The organism is Paenibacillus sp. FSL K6-1566 (assembly GCF_038050475.1).
Taxonomy (GTDB): Bacteria; Bacillota; Bacilli; order Paenibacillales; family Paenibacillaceae; genus Paenibacillus_AQ; species Paenibacillus_AQ lactis.
The window spans coordinates 1,547,741-1,565,166 of the sequence record NZ_JBBOSR010000001.1; the positions used below are offsets into that span (position 1 = coordinate 1,547,741).

Consider the following 17,426-nt stretch of genomic DNA (forward strand, 5'->3'; position numbering starts at 1 on the left):
AAGAGAGGCGCCTTCAAAGATACTTTACTTAAAGAAGGCCCTTGATGGCCCGATGAAAGGAGCTTGAGGACCATGCCGTACGCCAAAACGCCGAGCCCGCCTTATTATGCGTGCATCTTCGTATCGGAGCGTACCGAGGGGGACAACGGTTATGGAGCGATGGCCGACAAAATGGTGGAGCTGGCCTCCCGGCAGCCGGGCTATTTAGGCATCGAATCGGCGCGGGATACGTCTTTGGGCATCACGGTCTCCTACTGGGAGTCGCCGGAAGCCATCGCCGCCTGGAAGGCAAATGCCGCTCACCAGGTTGCCCAGAAGCGGGGAAAGCAGGAGTGGTATCAGAGCTTTGCACTAAGAGTATGCAAGGTGGAAAGGGATCATTTTTTTGACCACAGCACACACGAGGAGGAGTTATGATGCAGCAATCGAAAATCAAATGGGGGATCATGGGGACCGGCTGGATCGCCCAGCAATTTGCCTCCGATCTGGCGCTTGTCAGCAACGGCGAGGCGCTGGCGGTCGGGTCGCGTACGGCGGGAAGCGCCGCTGAGTTTGCTTCCAAATATGACATTCCGCGGTCATACGGAAGCTATGAGGAGCTGGTTCGGGACCCTGACATCGATGTCGTCTACATAGCCACCCCGCATCCGCTTCATCACGAGAACGTCCGTTTATGTCTTGATACGGGCAAAGCCGTATTATGCGAAAAGCCGTTCACCATCAACAGCCGCGAGCTGGAGGATCTGGTCGCCGCGGCCCGCGAACGCAAGCTGTTCCTGATGGAAGCGATGTGGACGCGGTTCCTGCCGCCGATCGTGAAGGTGCGCGAGTGGCTGAAGGAAGGACGGATCGGCGAAGTCCGCCTGTTGAAAGCAGATTTTGGATTCCGGAGCGGCTGGAACCCCGAAGGGCGACTCCTTAATCTTCAGCTTGGCGGGGGCGCGCTCCTGGACGCAGGCATTTATCCGGTATCCTTCGCATCGATGATTTTCGGGGCCGAGCCCGATCAAATATGGAGCACGGCACATATCGGGGAGACGGGCGTAGACGAGCAGTTCTCGGTGATCTTATCCTATGATTCCGGCAAAACCGCTTCGTTAAACGGGGCGATCCGCCTCGGCATGACCAATGAAGCCCACATTTTCGGAACGAACGGACATATTCATATTCCCTCCTTCTTGAACGCCAAATCGGCAACGCTTCACGTCGACGGCGAGGACACCGTGCATTTTAACGATGACCGCAAGGAGATCGGATATGCTTTCGAGGCTTATGAAGTGGGCCGTTGCCTGGCCGAAGGGCAGCTTGAGAGCGATGTCATCCCCCTGAATGAATCTGTCGCGATTATGAAGCTGCTGGATCAAATCCGGGGCCAATGGGGCTTGAAGTATCCTTCGGAAGGTTGAGCCAGGTCAGCTTATAGATAGAGCTAAAGGGAAAGGGCATCAAATTGGCCGACGGATAGCAGTGAACAAGCAGTGCGGAGCAGCCCGCGCTGCTTTTTTTGCCATTGACCCGTTAGCGATTCAGGAAATGTAATTATTTACATAAGTTTTACATGGGGATAACAAGGGGACAAACTCCTTTTGCTATGCTGGCATGGATAGATTCTGCTGCGATACTTAATCCCGCATTGTAAAGGAGAAAACCATGGTTAATCATCTGTATAAAAAGCTGTTATCCATCCTGTTATCCATCGCCTTGGCGTTCGGATGGCTTGCCAGTGTCGGCGCAACGCGCACGGTCGAAGCCGCATCCCCGGACCAGCCGGATATTTTGCTTGCGCGTAACGCCGAGTGGAAATATTTCGATCAGGGCCAGGATTTAACGACGGTATGGCGTGCGACTTACGACGATGCCTCTTGGGCATCAGGAAAGTCGCCGTTTGGGTATAAGGACAACGGGAGCGGCATTTCCACTTCCTATTTCGGGCCGCTTCAGACGGAAGTCAGCTACGGTCCGGACTCAAAAATGAAGCACCGCACAACCTATTTCCGCACGAATTTGGCCGTCAACAAGGATCAGATCGATACATACGGGCAGATCCTCGGCACGTTCGGCATTGACGACGGAGCCGTCCTTTATGTGAACGGCCAAGAAATCCGCCGATTCGGGTTGCCGGAAGGCGAGATCCTCTATTCTACCAAAGCCGTATCGAGCAAAGATTTGCCGGTAATGTATGAAGATGTCGATTTAACGGAACCGCTGAAGACTTATCTGCGGGACGGCGACAACGAAATTGCGGTCGAGGTGCATCAGCAAAGCGACGGCAGCTCGGATCTGTATTTTGACATGGAGCTCAAAGCCCTTGCCGATGCGCCAGTGCTGAATATCAGTAAAGTAACGGTTACCTTCCATGGTGATTCGTCAACCGCGAAGGGCTTCACCTGGTATACGCCTCTCCAATCCGCCCAAAGCGATGTGCAAGTCGTGGAGAACCTTGGGGGAGCGCCTGACTTCAGCCAAGCCATAAGCTTCAGTGGTCGCGCATCGGTCTCTTCCAATTCCCCGGGCGAGATGGTACATAAAGCGGAAGCGACCGGCTTGGCTCCGAATACCTCGTACTATTTCCTGGTAGGCGACGAGAGCCAGGGGATCTGGAGCGATGTCGGCACATTCAAGACGGCTCCGCTTGACGGAGCGTTTACGTTTATCGATTTAACGGACACCCAAGCGAAGGAAGAAGATGAGGCGATCCTGTCCGCTTCGACGCTGTCCAAGGCGCTGGCCGCGGTACCGGATGCAGCATTCGTCGTCCATAACGGCGACGTAGTGGAGAACGGGACATCGGAGCAGGAATGGAACTGGTTGCTCGGCCATTCGCAGGCCAGTCTCATGAACACGACGATTGCGCCTTCCGCAGGCAATCACGAGAACAAGAATTTTGCTTTTTACGAGCACTTTAACGTTAAAACACCGGAGAATGCCGCTACCTTGACGGGGGCGTATTACTCCTATGATTACAGCAATGCTCATTTTATCGTGCTGAACTCCAACGAGAATTCATCCGAGTACGCCAACTTCTCCAATGAACAGGTGGCCTGGATGAAACAGGACGCCGAGCAGGCGAGAGCCGCCGGAGCAGAGTGGATCATTGTCAATATTCATAAAGGTCCGTACACGACATCGAATCATGCTACGGACAATGATATTATCGGCGCCAACGGTGTAAGGAACAAAATCGCACCGCTAATGAATGAGCTGGGCATCGATCTCGTCCTTCAGGGGCATGACCATATCTATGCCCGGACGAAGCCGATCAAGCAAGACGGTACGGCCGAGGATGCGGTAAAGATCACCGAGACCTTGAATGGAGAAAGCATTGAGTACGCGGTTAAGCCGGACGGAACGATCTACCTGATTCCGGCTACCGCAGGCGCGAAAGTATACTTCAAGAACCAGAAGCCGGCGCTTGGCGACGCGTATTTCAGCTTGTTCGAGCGAGCGGAAGAGAATCATGCCCGGAAGTACGGGGATACGACGAGTGCAGCGAGAGGGCAGGTTCAGAACTTCGTCTCGTTAACCATCGACGGCGGGAAGCTGACGGCCATCACCTATGAAATTGACCAGAACCGCAATAACGCGGAGCCGTTTATCGTGGATCAGTTCGGGATCCACAAGGAATCAAATCCAGCGCCGTCTCCTGAACAGGTGAGCAAGGTGACCGTAACGTTCCGTGGCGACCCGGCGGAGAGCAAAGGCTTTGCCTGGTATACGTCCGGGAAGGTAACGGGAAGCGACCTTCAAGTGGTGGAGAAAACTTCCGCATCGCCTGACTTTACGAACCCATTGTCGTTCCAAGGACGATCCGCGCAGCCAGTCAATTCCCCGGCAGAGCTGGTGCACAAAGCTGAAGCGACCGGACTGAAGGCGGATACGACATACTATTTCCGCGTTGGCGATGCATCGCGCTCGGTATGGAGCGAGACAGGAACGTTCCGTACAGCACCGAAGCAAGGCGCGTTCACCTTCATCGACCTGGCGGACACGCAGGCGAAGGAGGAGGACGAGGCGATCCTTTCCTCCGAAACGCTGGCCAAAGCGCTTGCCACCGTGCCGGATGCGCATTTCGTTGTGCATAATGGAGATCTCGTGGACAAGGGCGTGAAAGAGGAGCAGTGGAATTGGCTGCTGGGACATTCTCAGGAAAGCTTGCTGAACACCACGCTGGTGCCTTCCGCAGGCAACCATGAAGACGAAAACTTTGCATTCATCGATCATTTCAACATCGATCCTCCGGCCGGTTCAAAGACGGAGACGGGGGCTTATTATTCTTACGATTACAGCAACGCCCATTTCGTCGTGCTGAATTCCAACGAGGATTCGGACGAATACGACAATTTCTCGCCAGAGCAGGTCGAGTGGCTGAAGAAAGACGTCCAGGAAGCCAAGAAGAACGGGGCTGACTGGATCATCGTCAACATTCATAAAGGTCCGTATACCACCTCGAATCACGCCACGGATTCCGATATCATGGGACCAAACGGCGTGCGGACCAAGATTGCGCCGATCATGGCAGAACTCGACATCGACTTCGTGCTGCAGGGCCATGATCATATCTATGCACGAACAAAGCCGGTGGATCGCGAGGGGAAAGCCCATGAGCCGGAGAAAATCACGGAGATGAATAACGGCGAGAAGATCGAATACGCCGTGAATCCGAACGGAACGATCTACCTGATCCCGGCAACGGCAGGTCCGAAAGTGTATTACAAAAATCCGAGCCCTAGCCTTGGTGACGCTTACTACGGATTATTCGAGCGCGCAGAGGAGAATCACGCGGCAAAATACGGCCCGGATCCGAAAGACAATCGCCGGCCAAAGCGCAGTCAGGTGCAAAACTTCGTTGGCATTACGATCGACGGCAGCAAGCTGACCGCCGTCACGTATGAAATCGATCAGAATCTGAACGGAGCAGCCCCGTTCATTATTGAACAGTTCGGTATCGTGAAGAAGACCGAAACACCGAATCCGGGTCCGAGCACGCCAAATCCTGATCCGGGGCCATCTAACCCGGGTTCGGGCAGCAGTTCCGGTAACGGCAGCGGATCGGGATCCAACTCGGGGAGCAGCAACGGTTCCGTATCAGGATCGGACAGTGGCAGCAGCAACGGCAGCGGCAGCGGTTCGAGCGGCGGTTCCGGAAACCATTCCGAGCCAGGCACCGGCTCAGGCGGCGGAAACGGCGGGAATTCGCCGGCAGTGAAAGACATCGCGGGCCACTGGGCGAAGCCGGCCATCGACAAAGCGCTAGCCGCAGGCTTCGTAAACGGCTATGGGGACGGCACCTTCCGCCCGAATCAGAAGGTAACCCGCGCCGAGTTCATCACAATGCTGGGCCGTGCTCTCAATCTGAATTCCGAGAGCGGCAGGCTTTCATTCACGGACGCGGCCCGAATTCCAAGCTGGGCGAAGTCATATATCGCGGGAGCGGCATCTGCCGGCATCATCAGCGGTTATGACAGCGGCGCGTTCGGCCCGAATCGGCCGCTGAACCGGGCGGAGATGGTAACGATGCAGGCGCGCGCCGGCGGCATCAAGCCGGATGCCAAGGCGAAGCTCCACTTCAAGGACGCGAAGGACATTCCGGCATGGGCCGCACCGTACGTGGCAGCAGCCGTAAAAGCTGGCCTGGTCGGCGGCGCATCCGGCAATCGCTTCGCGCCGATGCAGGCGGCTACCCGTGCTGAAGCGGTTGTGTTCATTGTTCGTCTTTTGGAGAAAGAAGAATAAAGGATCGTTGAACCAATGCGAGGAAGTCTCGCATTGGTTTTTTTCATAGAGATGAAGGAAACAAAGAAGGACGTCTTTGATCAGAGCAAGACCATCGGTGCTTTTGTGCAGCTCGGCCATCTACGCCATCACTCTTCCAAATTCCTGCCGAATCTCTAAAATTTTATTTTATAAAAACTATTGAAATTTGAAACAAAATTTCAATATGATAGAGGCAGGATGATCGTTGGTTTTATTTCCCTTCGGTTTTCCATATCACGCGTAGGAGGTGGGCGGCAGCTCTCGATGAAATCGGATGGTTGTCATTACCAATATTCCACGATGTTTAGTGGCAAGGAGTGAATTAGTGAATATGAACACCTCAAGGAGCGTTCAACGAAGCAAATCCTTTTTGTCTTTGGCTTTGGCACTGGCTGTCATGATCAGTTCGGTATCCGTGTGGGGCAGTTCGGGAGCCGCTTACGCAGACGATGTTCCGAAATCGCTTGTTATCGAGGAGTTTGAAACCCCCGGGAATTTATCTGCCTCCGCCGTGAGGGGGAAAGCCCAGCTGGGGATGATCAGCCATCCCGATCCGGTATATTACGGGTATCATGCTGCGAGTTTAACCTATGATTTTGTCGGCAGCGAGTCGGGCACGTCGGCAGCGTATCTCAATTTTAAAGACCTCGACGGCTCGGCCGGCAGAAGCGTTCCGGGCACTCCGAAAGTGCTCGGCTTATGGGTATACGGGGACGGCGGGAATCACTGGCTTCGGGCGCAGCTTCAGGATGCGGCAGGCGGCAAGCACGCCGTTGACTTAACCGCTACCTCGGGATTCAGCTGGAAAGGCTGGAAATACGTCAAGTTTTCCGTTCCATCCACCATCAAGGCTCCTCTCAAAATCAATCAAATTTATATCACCGAGTTAAAAGATACAAATAAAAACAGCGGCACGGTGTACTTCGATCGATTGACCGCATTCTACACCGATTCCCAGATCTACGGGCTCGATATCGGCGGTTTGACGCCGATGGGCGTCGGGGAAGCCATCAAGCCACAGATCTATGCGACGTATGCCGGCGAGTCCGAACCAGTGCGATTAACCTCAGGCGTGAAGCTGACGAGCAGCGACGAGACGATCGCTACGGTTACGGGAGCTACATACGATGCGATTGAAGCGCTTTCACCGGGCGTAGTTACGATTACGGCAGAGTACGCCGATGCGCCGAAGGCTCAGCTGGAGCTGCATGTAACGGCAGATGCTCCTTCCCCTGACCAATTGCTTGTATCCGGTCCGGTTCATCTGGAAACCTCGGTTACCGGCGCCTTGAGAACAAGCGTGGTTTATTCCGTTTACGGTACGGCCATGGAGCCGGTTCTGCTGGCGGAGGGGGTTGCTTATGCCAGTGACCGTCCGGACGTCGTCACCGTGGATAGCGGCGGAGGCCTGCAGGCCGTCGGGAAAGGCACTGCGGTGATTACCGTTTCTTATAAAGGAGCAGCCGCGCAGCACGCGATTACGGTCACCGATCCGGTGCCTGTTCTGCAGAGCATTGCACTGCAAGGATTAACCTCGGTGACGGTTGGGGATTCGTTCGAAACGTCCGTCTCGGCGACCTATTCGTGGATGGACGAGCCGATAACGATTACGGAAGGCGTTGCATTTACTAGCAGCAATCCGGCAGTGGCATCCGTCGATGAGAAGGGGGTTGTAAAGGGCTTGAGCATCGGTTCATCACGCATCACGGCGACTTATGAGGGGAAGACCAGCTCGCTCTATATCATCGTGAACAAGCAGGCTGAGCATCCGAAAGCCGAGATGAGAGCCGCCTGGATTGCCACCGTTGACAATATCGATTGGCCGGCCAAAGGGGTTACCGATCCCGAGCAGCAGAAGCAGCAGTTCATCCAGCTCCTTGACGAACTGGAAGCCGCCGGGATGAATGCGGTTATCATGCAGATCAAGCCAACGGCGGATGCGTTCTACCCGTCCGAGTACGGTCCATGGTCCGAGTGGCTGACCGGCGTCCAAGGCAAGGACCCGGGCTACGATCCGCTCGCTTTCCTGCTGGAGGAAGTGCATAAGCGGAATATGGAGTTTCATGCCTGGTTTAATCCGTACCGGATCAGCCTTCAGGGGGATATTAATAAGCTTGTAGCCGACCATCCGGCAAGACAGCATCCGGAGTGGGTGGAAGCATACGGTGGCAAGCTGTATTTCAATCCGGGCATACCGGAGGCCCAGCAGTTTATCCTGGACGGCATTATGGAGGTTGTGAAAAACTACGATATCGATGCGGTGCATTTTGACGACTATTTCTATCCGTATCCCGTAACGGGCGTTGATTTCCCGGACGAGGATACGTATGCCCAGTATAAAGGGGCCTTCACGAACAAGGCGGACTGGAGAAGAAACAATGTGAACCAGTTCATTCAGAAGGTCAGCCATGCGATTAAGCAGGAGAAGAGTTATGTGAAGTTCGGCATCAGTCCGTTCGGCATTTGGAAGAACAAGTCCAGTGATCCAAGCGGGTCGGAAACGAATGGACTGGAAAGCTACAATGCCATTTACGCCGATTCGAAAAAATGGGTTGAAGAGGAATGGATCGACTATATCACGCCGCAAATCTACTGGAATATCGGCTACTCGGCTGCCGCCTACGACAAGCTGATCGAATGGTGGAGCGATGTGGTCGCCGGTCATAACGTGCATCTGTATAGCGGGCAAGCCGTATATAAAATCGGGACAACGGCCGAGTGGTCCAATCCGGAGGAAATGCCGAATCAGGTGAAGTATAACCGCAGCTTCGAGGAAGTCCGCGGCAGCATGTACTTCAGCTCGAAGTGGTTCGCCGAGAATGCGCTTGGCTTTACGGACCGGTTGAAGACAGATCTGTACCGGTATCCGGCACTGGTGCCGGCCATGCCGTGGCTCGATACGGAGGCTCCGTCCGCGCCGCGGAAGCTTAAGGCCAATAAGGCTCATGGCGTAAACCTGAGCTGGGAGCCAGCCGGGGACGAGACCTACTATGCGATCTACCGGTTCGACGGGGGGAATGCCGGCAGCATAGACGATCCGGCAAACCTGCTGGGCACGTTCAGAAGAACCGGTAACGGGACGCAGCATTTCTCGGACGACACGGTGATCAAGCATCAGACCTATACGTATGTGGTGACTGCCATTGACCGTCTTCATAACGAAAGCGCGGCGACCGCCGCCCTAACGGTGAAAGCCGGGGGAACCGGCAAGCCGCCCGGAAAATCGAAGTAACCGGAAACACGGTACCTAAAAGCATGGAGCGACCTGAGTAACTGAGAAAGAAGTGCCTGAATGAAAAGAGAGAGATCAGCTTTGTCACGAAGCTGATCTCTCTCCTTTTTTGTTTTGGAACCAAGCCCAGACGGCCATGATCTCCCGTTCGTCCATCCCGACGAGGCTCTCGTTAATGTCGCTTAATATCATCTTCACTTGAAGGGACAGCAGCCCCCGTCTTCGCTGTCTTCGTGTGCCGGTAACCTCGATCGCGATGATCTGCGGCCGCCGGATATATTTCGTGGAAAGGGCCAGGAACCTGCTGCGAATCGTAAGCTGCTTGCCGGTAATGTTCAGGCCGGAATCGCGATGGGCCGCCAATCCCCACCCTATGGCAAACGGGAACAGGAGCAACGAGAGCATGCCGAGCCAGCCGAAGTACCAGATGCATCCGATGCTGACCGCAGCGGCAAAGGCCAGCTTCCACCGAAGATACATCCATTTCGCATGGGGCGGCGGCGAAGCCGTAATGGCCTGAACGCCCAGCTGGGGCGTGACCCGCGCGAGCAGCTCCGGAATGTCCGCGGTTTTTATCAGCGGGTGAAGCATGAAATGCTTCTCCGATTCGGACGTAAGCACGTGCACCTTCACTTCGGCATAGCCGAACCAGCGGCGGAAGATGCCTTCTTTTACCGTGGCAGCCAGCACCCGTTCGGGGGAAAACAGCAGCCTCTTTTTCTCGAGCAGACCGTAGCTTACGGAGATTTGCTTGCCGATCCGTTCTACGGTAAACCCGGCGTATTTAATCATATACAGAATGACGGACAGCAGCCAGGCCAGCACGACGGCAAGTATGGCAATGCCTGCCCAGTGTCCCGGGAGAATCCGCCCTGCCGATTGAAACAGGCTTTGGTATATTTGATCCGGAAGCAGGTCATCCGCAAACGATATGATACCGCCGACGAAGGCCAAAGCCAGGGACAAATTCGGGGAAGACAGGGCAGCGGTAAGCAGACGGCGAGACGGCAGCTGAAGCAAAATGCTCCGTTCTTCCGGAGAGACCGATGCAGGCGGAATAACGTTACCGCGGACGTTAGGGTAGCCGCCGTCGCTGCCTGCTCCCTGCGTATTTCCGGATGCTTCAGCCTCATCCCGTTCCCATGACGCCATGCGTTCTTGAGGGGAAGTGCCTTCGATCATCTGCTCCGTACCATCCGCATTGACGATGTCGCCGTCCGCAAGTGCTGCCACATCGTGCTTTTGCGCTGCAGGCCGATCCGGCTGCAAGGCCCGTGTCCGGTCCCGGAGCCAAAGCTGGAGCCGTTCCGCTTCGTGGTCCGTTACGGCTGGAAGCACACCGCCATCCTCCGATTTGCCCGGCGTCTCGATGCGGATCTGCGTCAGCCCGAGCAGGCGCTGCAGCAGCGGCTGCTCGGTATTCATCGTATGAATTCGTCCGGCATATATGGACAGCTCCTCCCGGAATAACACGCCGCGCCGTATCAGGATTTTGTCCTCTTCCAGCGTATAGGCAAACCGTTTCCAGCGTAAGTATCCGTACAGTAGCAGAAGGGCTGCAAGGGCGACAATGCCGGCGGATAACCAGTACCATGGGACATCGTCCAGGGATTTTCCGTTAAAGAACTTGATCGATACAAAAGCAGCGAGCGGTACGAGCGATTTGACGCTGTTCACGAGCGGAAACAGAATGTAAAGACGGTGGAGCCTGCTTGCTTCATTCATCATGATCCACCACTTTGGCCAGCTCGCCGATCTGCTTCTTCAAAGCCTCCGCCTCTTCCAGCTTGAGCGCCTGGATGACGTGCGTCGTTGCGGCGGTAACTACCTTGACTTTGGCAAGTCCGTATTTGCGGAGCAGGGGTCCCCGTTCCAATTCAACGTGCTGCACGCGGGTCATCGGAACGAGCGTATCGCTCAGCCAAATCCAGCCGGATCTGAGCTCCAGCTCCTCTTCGCTGACCCGGAAGCCAAACTGTTTATAGGTGAAGGCCGGCACCGACCAGGTAAACCAGGCTCCTGCCAGCAACAACCCGATAGCGATCCACCCCGGCAGCAGGGTCCAGCCGAAGATGCCCGCAACGACGAGATAAGCGATAGCCGCTAACAAAATGACCCCGTCGGTAATAAAGCCTGTCAGGCGTGAAATGGTGACAGAGTCGGGGTGACACCGGCGCATGGCGTCCATTCGATGATCCATTGTTGGTTCCTCCTCGATGTTTTGAGAATCAGGCAGTTCTGATGACATATGAACTTCTATGTAGTTGTTTACGCTTGTGGGAAGCCGTCCGTTTCATCCTGCCGACCGAATACTGTGATGTCCGTCCGTCTTATAATGGTTCATGTCTGTCATTATAGCATCCCGACTTGAATGGCTTGTGAACCTGACTTAACGATTGCATTAACAGGCAGCGGTTCCGTTAAGCTCGAATTAAGATTAGACAGCGGCCGGGAGCGGTTTTTTTTGTATAATGGAAGGAATCGGACAGGAAAGGACATGAATGATGAAAATCGATCGTTTATTAGCGATAACCGTACTGCTCTTGAACCGGGGAAGATGGAGCGCCAGCGAGCTGGCCGAACGCTTTGAAGTCTCCGCGAAAACGATATACCGCGATATGGATGCACTTTGCCGGGCAGGGCTGCCGATCGCTGCCCATCAGGGCACATCCGGCGGATTTGAGATGATGGAGCAATATACCATTGACCGGTATTGGTTGACGGCGGAGGAGATGGGTTCGCTAGTGACCGCTGTCAAAGGCATGAGCCGTGCGCTGGATGACCGCGAGCTGGATATGCTGCTCGAGAAAGTGAAGGCGCTGCTTTACAAGGTAGAGCAGGGCTACGGGAAAGGGGATGCATATGAACATGGCGACGTAAAAAACGGACCGGGAAGTGATCGGAGCAGGCCCTCTGTCGTTATGGATTTTCAGCCTTGGGGACAGCGGGAAGGTTTGAAAGCAACCGTCAGCCTTCTGAAGAAGGCGATCCAGGAAAAGCGGACCGTATCGATGCGTTACATCGATTCATCCGGCACGGCCGAGTGCCGAACGATGGAGCCGGTGTCCCTCATTTTGAAGGGAAATGTGTGGTATGTACAAGCCTACTGCCTGGAGCGTGAGGATGCCCGGGTGTTCCGGGTGTCGCGGATGCAGGATGTAAAGCTAACGAACCATCATTTCGAGCCGAGGCCGATGCCCTTGATGGAACGGATGGACTGGGAGGATGCCTGGTCGGAGGTGCCGGAGCAGGAGGTTGTATTATGGTTTGGGCCGAAGGCTCGCCGGCGGGCAGCGGACGTATTCCCGGCAGAGCAAATGGAGCTCTTGGAAGACGGCTCCTTCCGCGTGCGGGTCATTCATAAGGTGGACGAATGGTTTTACGGCATGGTTCTCAGCTTTGGCGACCAGGTTATTATCGAGCATCCCGAGGAAGCCGCGCAGGAAGTCAGGAGAAGGGCGGAAAATATGTTGAACCGCTACGGCAACCCGGACAGGCAGCTGTCCACGTTCCCCCTTTAGAATAGATCATAGATTCAATTCTTAAAGGAGGGCGTCATCATGAATACAAACATCGGCAGCCAGAAGAAGCGCCGGATCGAATCCAGACCGGCTATGTCCGTATGGGGAGCGGGTGCAAGGACGACAAACGAAGCGGAGGCGGGGGCAAACGGCGTGATTCCCCGGTTATGGGAGTATTATTTCCGGAAGGGGATCAAGGAGGTTGCCGACAGCGGTCAAGCTGTCTATGCGGTATATACGGATTACGAAAGCGACGCTTCAGGTGCGTATACACTCGTCATTGGCCATGAAACGGAAGGAATCTTCGGAGATGGGCAAGGCAGCGAAGAGGTTGAGCACGTTAAGCGTACGGAAAGCCAGAGCGTAGAGAGCATAGAGAGCACTGAGAGTGTAAAGAACTTGAATCGTGCAGGGAGCGCAGACGGCGCTAAGCGCGAAGAAGAAGGAACTATTGTAGAGCGCAGCGTCTTTATACCGGAATCCAGATATTTGGTATTCCCGGCGAAGCCGGGTCCGTTCCAGGAAACGGTGCCGCAGGCCTGGCAGGAAATCTGGAGTTATTTCCAGAATGCCGAGGAAGTACGAGCCTATTCGGGAGACTTTGAACATTATCGTTTCCAGGCGGCTGATCCTGCCCATCCCGTCGTCGAGATCTATATTGCGATTAAATAGCCGAAGAATGTGAAATCCCAGGCCGTCCTCGTGTTAGAGGGCGGTCTATTGATGATAGAAACGATAGAAATGAGAGGATTCGATCATTTTGTAATAATCATTATATTTTACATAAAATGTTTAATCGACGACCTAATATGATGATTATACCGGTTATGGAATAAATTTGATATCTTTGGCTTGCGGGTATCAGCCCGAGGTGCACATCGGTACTAGTACGATATCCGACTTCGGAACGGAAGGGGGCGGTATTTTTCAGGCAGATGCATGGCAAAAGGATGAATTTGTTGAAAAAAGAAGCGAAAGGATGAGGATGATGAAAAAATTTCTAGGCATGATGTTATGCGCAGGCTTGGCGATATCGTTGTATGGTGTCCAACCATCAACGGCTGAGGCTGCCACGGTGGTGAATGAGACGATCCGCGTGGAGGCCGGTCAGACCTTCGACGGCAAAGGCCAGACCTACGTGGCCAATCCGGACACGCTTGGTGACGGCAGCCAGGCCGAGAACCAGAAGCCAATCTTCCGGCTGGAAGCGGGCGCGACACTGAAAAACGTCGTGATCGGCGCGCCTGCGGCAGACGGCGTCCACTGCTACGGAAATTGCACAATCACAAATGTCATTTGGCAGGATGTCGGCGAGGATGAGCTGACTCTGAAATCGTCCGGTACGGTCAACATTTCGGGGGGAGCGGCGTATAAAGCGTACGATAAGGTGTTCCAAATGAACGCGGCCGGAACGATCAACATTCAAAATTTCAGAGCGGACGACATCGGAAAGCTGGTTCGGCAGAACGGCGGCACGTCGTATAAAGTGGTGATGAACGTGGAGAATTGCGACATTTCGAATGTGAAGGACGCGATCCTGCGAACGGACAGCAGCAGCTCCACGGGGCGAATCGTCAACACGCGCTACTCGAATGTGCCGACGTTGTTTAAAGGCTTTGCTTCCGGGAATACAACCCAATCGGGGAATACGCCGTATTAACCTGATGCTGGACTAGCTATGCAACGGGAAAAGCTCCTAAGCGTCTGCCATGACGCGAAGGAGCTTTTCTGTGCCGGAAACGGCGTTCCCGAAGATTATTTAAACCCGGTTAAGGCGGATCCGGATTTCATGAAGTACTTCTGGCCGAAGAAATAGATCAGAATCATCGGGACCGCCATGATGGTGGAAGCCGCCATCAGCTTTTCCCACTGGGCCCCGTGATCCTGCTGGAAGCTCTGCAGGCCGACGGTGATCGTCCACTTGGCCGAATCGTTCAGATAGATCAGCGGGCCCATGAAATCGACATAGGACCACACGAAGGAAAACAAAGCGACGGTGGCTAGAGCCGGCTTCAGAATCGGCAGGATAATCCGGGCGTATATCCGCAGCTCCGAGGCGCCGTCGATCTTGGCCGCCTCCGACAGCTCCATCGGCACGCCGAGCAGAAATTGGCGCAGCAGAAAGATGAAGAAGGGAGCTCCGAAGAAAGCGCCGATCGTCAGCGGCACGATAGTATTGACCCAGCCAAGGTTCGTAAAGATGATATACTGCGGGATCATCTGGACCTGAGCCGGCAAAATCATGGTTGCCACCACGATGGTGAATATGACCTTTCTCCCTTTCCACGGGATCCGCGAGATCGAGTAGGCTACGAGCGGTGCGGACAACAGCTGCCCGATAATGTTCAAGATGCAGATCAGGAACGTGTTCATCATATATTTCGTGAAGGGGATCGCCTCGACCGCCGCTTGGTAGTTCGACCATTGGACCTTCTCCGGGAAGATCGTCGGCGGAAACTTCAGAATCTCCTCCGGCGTCTTGAGCGAGGTCATGACAAGCCATAGGAACGGGAACAGAAATACGATTGATAACAGGATAAGCAAGACGTACGGCAATACGGCTTTTAATCTGACGGCCACGTTACTCACCTCCATAATAGACCCAGCGGCCCGATGTTTTGAGCAGCAGCAGCGTCATCAGCAGCACGATGATAAACAGAATCCAGGCCAGGGCCGACGCGTAGCCCATCTTCAGAAAAACAAAGGCTTCCTGGTACAGATTGACGGCATAGAACAGAAGCGACTGTTCCGGTCCGCCCAAGGAGCCGCCGTCCGCTTTGCCGCCAGCCAGAATATACGATTCGGTAAAGATCTGGAATGCACCGATGAGTCCCATGATGAGCTGGAACAGAATGATCGGCGACAGGGCAGGGAGCGTAATCTTCCAGAAGCGATGCCAGGCGCCCGCCCCATCCACCTGCGCCGCTTCATAGTACTGCTTCGGAACGCCCTGCAGGGCGGCCAGGAAGATCAAGGCCCCGGCTCCTGACCCCCACAAACTCATCAAGATCAGCGAAGGCTTCGTATAGCGCGGATCCAGCAGCCAGGCAGGATCGGGCAGGCCGAAGGCCCGCAGCGCCATATTGACCAAGCCGAAATCGGGGTTAAGCATCCAGGTCCACAGCAAGGCGCTGGCGACGATCGGAATGACGGAGGGAAGGTAGAAGATCGTCCGGTAATAATTGATCCCCCTTGCCTTGAAGTTCAAGACGACGGCGATCAGCAGCGATGCCGCCAGCGTAATCGGCACGGATACGAAAGCCATGAAGAACGTGTTCCCGAGCGAGGTGTAGAAGCGGTCATCCTGCAAGATATTTTCGTAATTTTGCAGTCCCACCCACCTAGGCGTACTGAACAGATCGTATTCCGTCAGGCTCAAATAGAGCGAACCGAAGAACGGGTACACAGTAAAAGCCAGAAAGCCGACGATCCAAGGCGAGGCGAATGCCAGGCCGAGCCAAAAGTACCGGCGTTCCTTCCTCGACCAGCGGGCTTTAGGTCTTGGTGAATGTACGGGTGCGGAGGCATTCATCTTCGCGTACTCCTTCCATTTCGAAGATCGTAATCAGTGCATGATGGTTTATTTGACGAGCGGCTGGATTTTTTCCTTCACGTTCGCAAGTCCTTCCTCGATGCTGACCGTGCCGCGGAGAATCGCGTCCACTTGGGCGCTGAATTCCGCCATGTACTCGTTCGTGAAGGAAGTGGCCGGGAAGGACTTCAGATTCTCGCTTGCCGAGTAATCGAGAAATTCCTTGAAGCCGGGCACATTCTCGTAGAGCGGGCTCGCGAATGCCGAGGTCCGGGTCGGCAGGTTGCCGATGGCCGCCGTGAACTCGGCCATTTGCTCCGGCTCCGTCATCCACTTGATGAAGGCCCATGAGGCGTCCGGATGCTTCGCCCCTTTCGGAATGTAGAATACGCTGGTCGTGACATTGCCCGGATTTTTGCGTTCGGGATGATTCTCGTCATATGGAATCGGAGCAATGCCGTAATTCAGATCGGGCGCGAACTGCTTGATGAAGGTCGGCAGCCATTCGCCGTCGACCGTCATGGCGTACTTGCCCGAGAAGAACGGGTTCTGCGCCGACATGTATTGTCCGAGTCCCGATGAGAAACGGTCCAGGTTATCCGAGTCGTATTGGTCCCAGATCTCCTTCGACAGCTTGATGGCCGATTGAATGCCTTCATGGTCAGGCGTCACCTGCTTGGCCGCTTCGTCATAGAACGAGCCGCCGTAGGCATAGGAGAACGTGTAGGCGTCCATTCCCGGCCATAAGCCGAGCCGCGACAGTCGGCCGCCGTCTTCGACGATGCTGAGCGCCTGAATGTATTCCTTCAGCTCGCCAAGCGTTTCCGGAGGGCCGTCATAACCTGCTTCCTTAAGGATATCCTTGTTGTAGAACAGCATGGACACATGCATGGCCGTCGGAATCGCATAGGTGGCGCCTTCATGCTGCGACGTGCTCAGCGCTGCAGGCACGAAGTCGTCTAGATCGACCCCGTCCTTGGCGATATAATCGTCCAGCGGCATCATCGCTCCGCGCAGGCCCCATGGGACGACGTTCTGTCCGAACTGGGAGGCAACATCCGGCGGATTGCCTCCCGTAATGGCGGTCAGCTGCTTCTGGTAGTCACTCTGCGAAAGGCCCTTGACCTGAATTTCCGGATGGGCCTCGTTCCATTTGGCGATAAGCTTCTCCAGCGCTTCGGCTTCCGGACCGGTCCAGCCGTACCAGAAGCTCAGCTCCACGGCATCCGCGGCAGCGGGCTGGTCCGGTTCTTCGCCGCTTGTCTTGCCGGGCTCTGCGGTGCTCCCGCTTCCTCCCGAGCATCCGGCGACCATGATCGATAACAGCAAACACCATAAACCAAACCATGTTTTCTTCTTCATCCTTCTTCCTCCCCTTTTTCGAAGT

12 protein-coding genes are annotated in these 17,426 nt (G+C 54.9%); 7 read left to right on the top strand and 5 right to left on the bottom strand.

Translation table 11 applies throughout. The features are described from left to right. Positions 1-72 precede the first annotated feature (72 nt). The 4 genes from NST08_RS06515 to NST08_RS06530 all read left to right on the top strand — a co-directional run bounded on the left by NST08_RS06515 (position 73) and on the right by NST08_RS06530 (position 8,986). On the top strand, positions 73-417 hold the full coding sequence (locus NST08_RS06515; RefSeq protein ID WP_007131611.1) for an antibiotic biosynthesis monooxygenase family protein: 345 nt from the start codon (positions 73-75) through the stop codon (positions 415-417). Beyond that, entirely contained in the window at positions 417-1,406 is a 990-nt protein-coding gene (locus NST08_RS06520) for a Gfo/Idh/MocA family protein (RefSeq protein WP_028404483.1), read from the top strand. The genes NST08_RS06515 and NST08_RS06520 overlap by 1 nt, the downstream gene beginning before the upstream one ends. A 244-nt stretch (positions 1,407-1,650) precedes the next feature. Further along, positions 1,651-5,733, top strand: coding sequence for an S-layer homology domain-containing protein (locus NST08_RS06525; protein WP_341341610.1), 4,083 nt, complete (start codon positions 1,651-1,653; stop codon positions 5,731-5,733). Positions 5,734-6,085: 352 nt separating this feature from the next. Continuing rightward, positions 6,086-8,986 carry a family 10 glycosylhydrolase gene (locus NST08_RS06530; RefSeq protein ID WP_341341611.1) on the top strand — a complete coding sequence of 967 codons (2,901 nt, stop codon included), beginning with the start codon at positions 6,086-6,088 and terminating at the stop codon, positions 8,984-8,986. Positions 8,987-9,070: 84 nt separating this feature from the next. Here NST08_RS06530 and NST08_RS06535 read toward each other — a convergent pair whose 3' ends face one another. Next, the gene (locus NST08_RS06535; protein WP_445933643.1) at positions 9,071-10,711 is read right to left on the bottom strand and encodes a PH domain-containing protein; all 1,641 of its coding nucleotides are present in this window, start codon (positions 10,709-10,711) and stop codon (positions 9,071-9,073) included. Next, positions 10,704-11,186, bottom strand: coding sequence for a PH domain-containing protein (locus tag NST08_RS06540; protein ID WP_144879172.1), 483 nt, complete (start codon positions 11,184-11,186; stop codon positions 10,704-10,706). The genes NST08_RS06535 and NST08_RS06540 overlap by 8 nt, the downstream gene beginning before the upstream one ends. A gap of 301 nt (positions 11,187-11,487) precedes the next feature. Between NST08_RS06540 and NST08_RS06545 the strand changes: the two genes are divergently transcribed. From NST08_RS06545 to NST08_RS06555, 3 genes are all read left to right on the top strand, one after another. Further along, positions 11,488-12,507 (top strand): helix-turn-helix transcriptional regulator, encoded by a 1,020-nt coding sequence (locus NST08_RS06545; protein ID WP_341341613.1) that lies wholly within the window; start codon positions 11,488-11,490, stop codon positions 12,505-12,507. 39 nt (positions 12,508-12,546) lie between these two features. Continuing rightward, on the top strand, positions 12,547-13,179 hold the full coding sequence (locus NST08_RS06550; protein ID WP_341341614.1) for a GyrI-like domain-containing protein: 633 nt from the start codon (positions 12,547-12,549) through the stop codon (positions 13,177-13,179). A gap of 316 nt (positions 13,180-13,495) precedes the next feature. Next, on the top strand, positions 13,496-14,167 hold the full coding sequence (locus NST08_RS06555) for a pectate lyase (RefSeq protein WP_341342617.1): 672 nt from the start codon (positions 13,496-13,498) through the stop codon (positions 14,165-14,167). Between the two features lie 95 nt (positions 14,168-14,262). Here NST08_RS06555 and NST08_RS06560 read toward each other — a convergent pair whose 3' ends face one another. Genes NST08_RS06560 through NST08_RS06570 form a run of 3 tightly spaced genes read right to left on the bottom strand, consistent with a single transcriptional unit; the run spans position 14,263 to position 17,401 of the window. After that, the gene (locus NST08_RS06560) at positions 14,263-15,087 is read right to left on the bottom strand and encodes a carbohydrate ABC transporter permease (RefSeq protein WP_007131620.1); all 825 of its coding nucleotides are present in this window, start codon (positions 15,085-15,087) and stop codon (positions 14,263-14,265) included. Position 15,088: 1 nt separating this feature from the next. Continuing rightward, the gene (locus NST08_RS06565; protein ID WP_007131621.1) at positions 15,089-16,039 is read right to left on the bottom strand and encodes a carbohydrate ABC transporter permease; all 951 of its coding nucleotides are present in this window, start codon (positions 16,037-16,039) and stop codon (positions 15,089-15,091) included. 48 nt (positions 16,040-16,087) lie between these two features. Next, the gene (locus tag NST08_RS06570) at positions 16,088-17,401 is read right to left on the bottom strand and encodes an ABC transporter substrate-binding protein (protein WP_341341615.1); all 1,314 of its coding nucleotides are present in this window, start codon (positions 17,399-17,401) and stop codon (positions 16,088-16,090) included. Positions 17,402-17,426: the final 25 nt, after the last annotated feature.

What these genes read in the sequence shown, in the direction of transcription:
- NST08_RS06535 (WP_445933643.1), bottom strand. Translation starts at nt 10,711, where the DNA reads ATGAATGAAGCAAGCAGGCTCCACCGTCTTTACATTCTGTTTCCGCTC.
- NST08_RS06540 (WP_144879172.1), bottom strand. Translation starts at nt 11,186, where the DNA reads ATGGATCATCGAATGGACGCCATGCGCCGGTGTCACCCCGACTCTGTC.
- NST08_RS06545 (WP_341341613.1), top strand. Translation starts at nt 11,488, where the DNA reads ATGATGAAAATCGATCGTTTATTAGCGATAACCGTACTGCTCTTGAAC.
- NST08_RS06515 (WP_007131611.1), top strand. Translation starts at nt 73, where the DNA reads ATGCCGTACGCCAAAACGCCGAGCCCGCCTTATTATGCGTGCATCTTC.
- NST08_RS06570 (WP_341341615.1), bottom strand. Translation starts at nt 17,401, where the DNA reads ATGAAGAAGAAAACATGGTTTGGTTTATGGTGTTTGCTGTTATCGATC.
- NST08_RS06525 (WP_341341610.1), top strand. Translation starts at nt 1,651, where the DNA reads ATGGTTAATCATCTGTATAAAAAGCTGTTATCCATCCTGTTATCCATC.
- NST08_RS06555 (WP_341342617.1), top strand. Translation starts at nt 13,496, where the DNA reads ATGAAAAAATTTCTAGGCATGATGTTATGCGCAGGCTTGGCGATATCG.
- NST08_RS06565 (WP_007131621.1), bottom strand. Translation starts at nt 16,039, where the DNA reads ATGAATGCCTCCGCACCCGTACATTCACCAAGACCTAAAGCCCGCTGG.
- NST08_RS06550 (WP_341341614.1), top strand. Translation starts at nt 12,547, where the DNA reads ATGAATACAAACATCGGCAGCCAGAAGAAGCGCCGGATCGAATCCAGA.
- NST08_RS06530 (WP_341341611.1), top strand. Translation starts at nt 6,086, where the DNA reads ATGAACACCTCAAGGAGCGTTCAACGAAGCAAATCCTTTTTGTCTTTG.
- NST08_RS06520 (WP_028404483.1), top strand. Translation starts at nt 417, where the DNA reads ATGCAGCAATCGAAAATCAAATGGGGGATCATGGGGACCGGCTGGATC.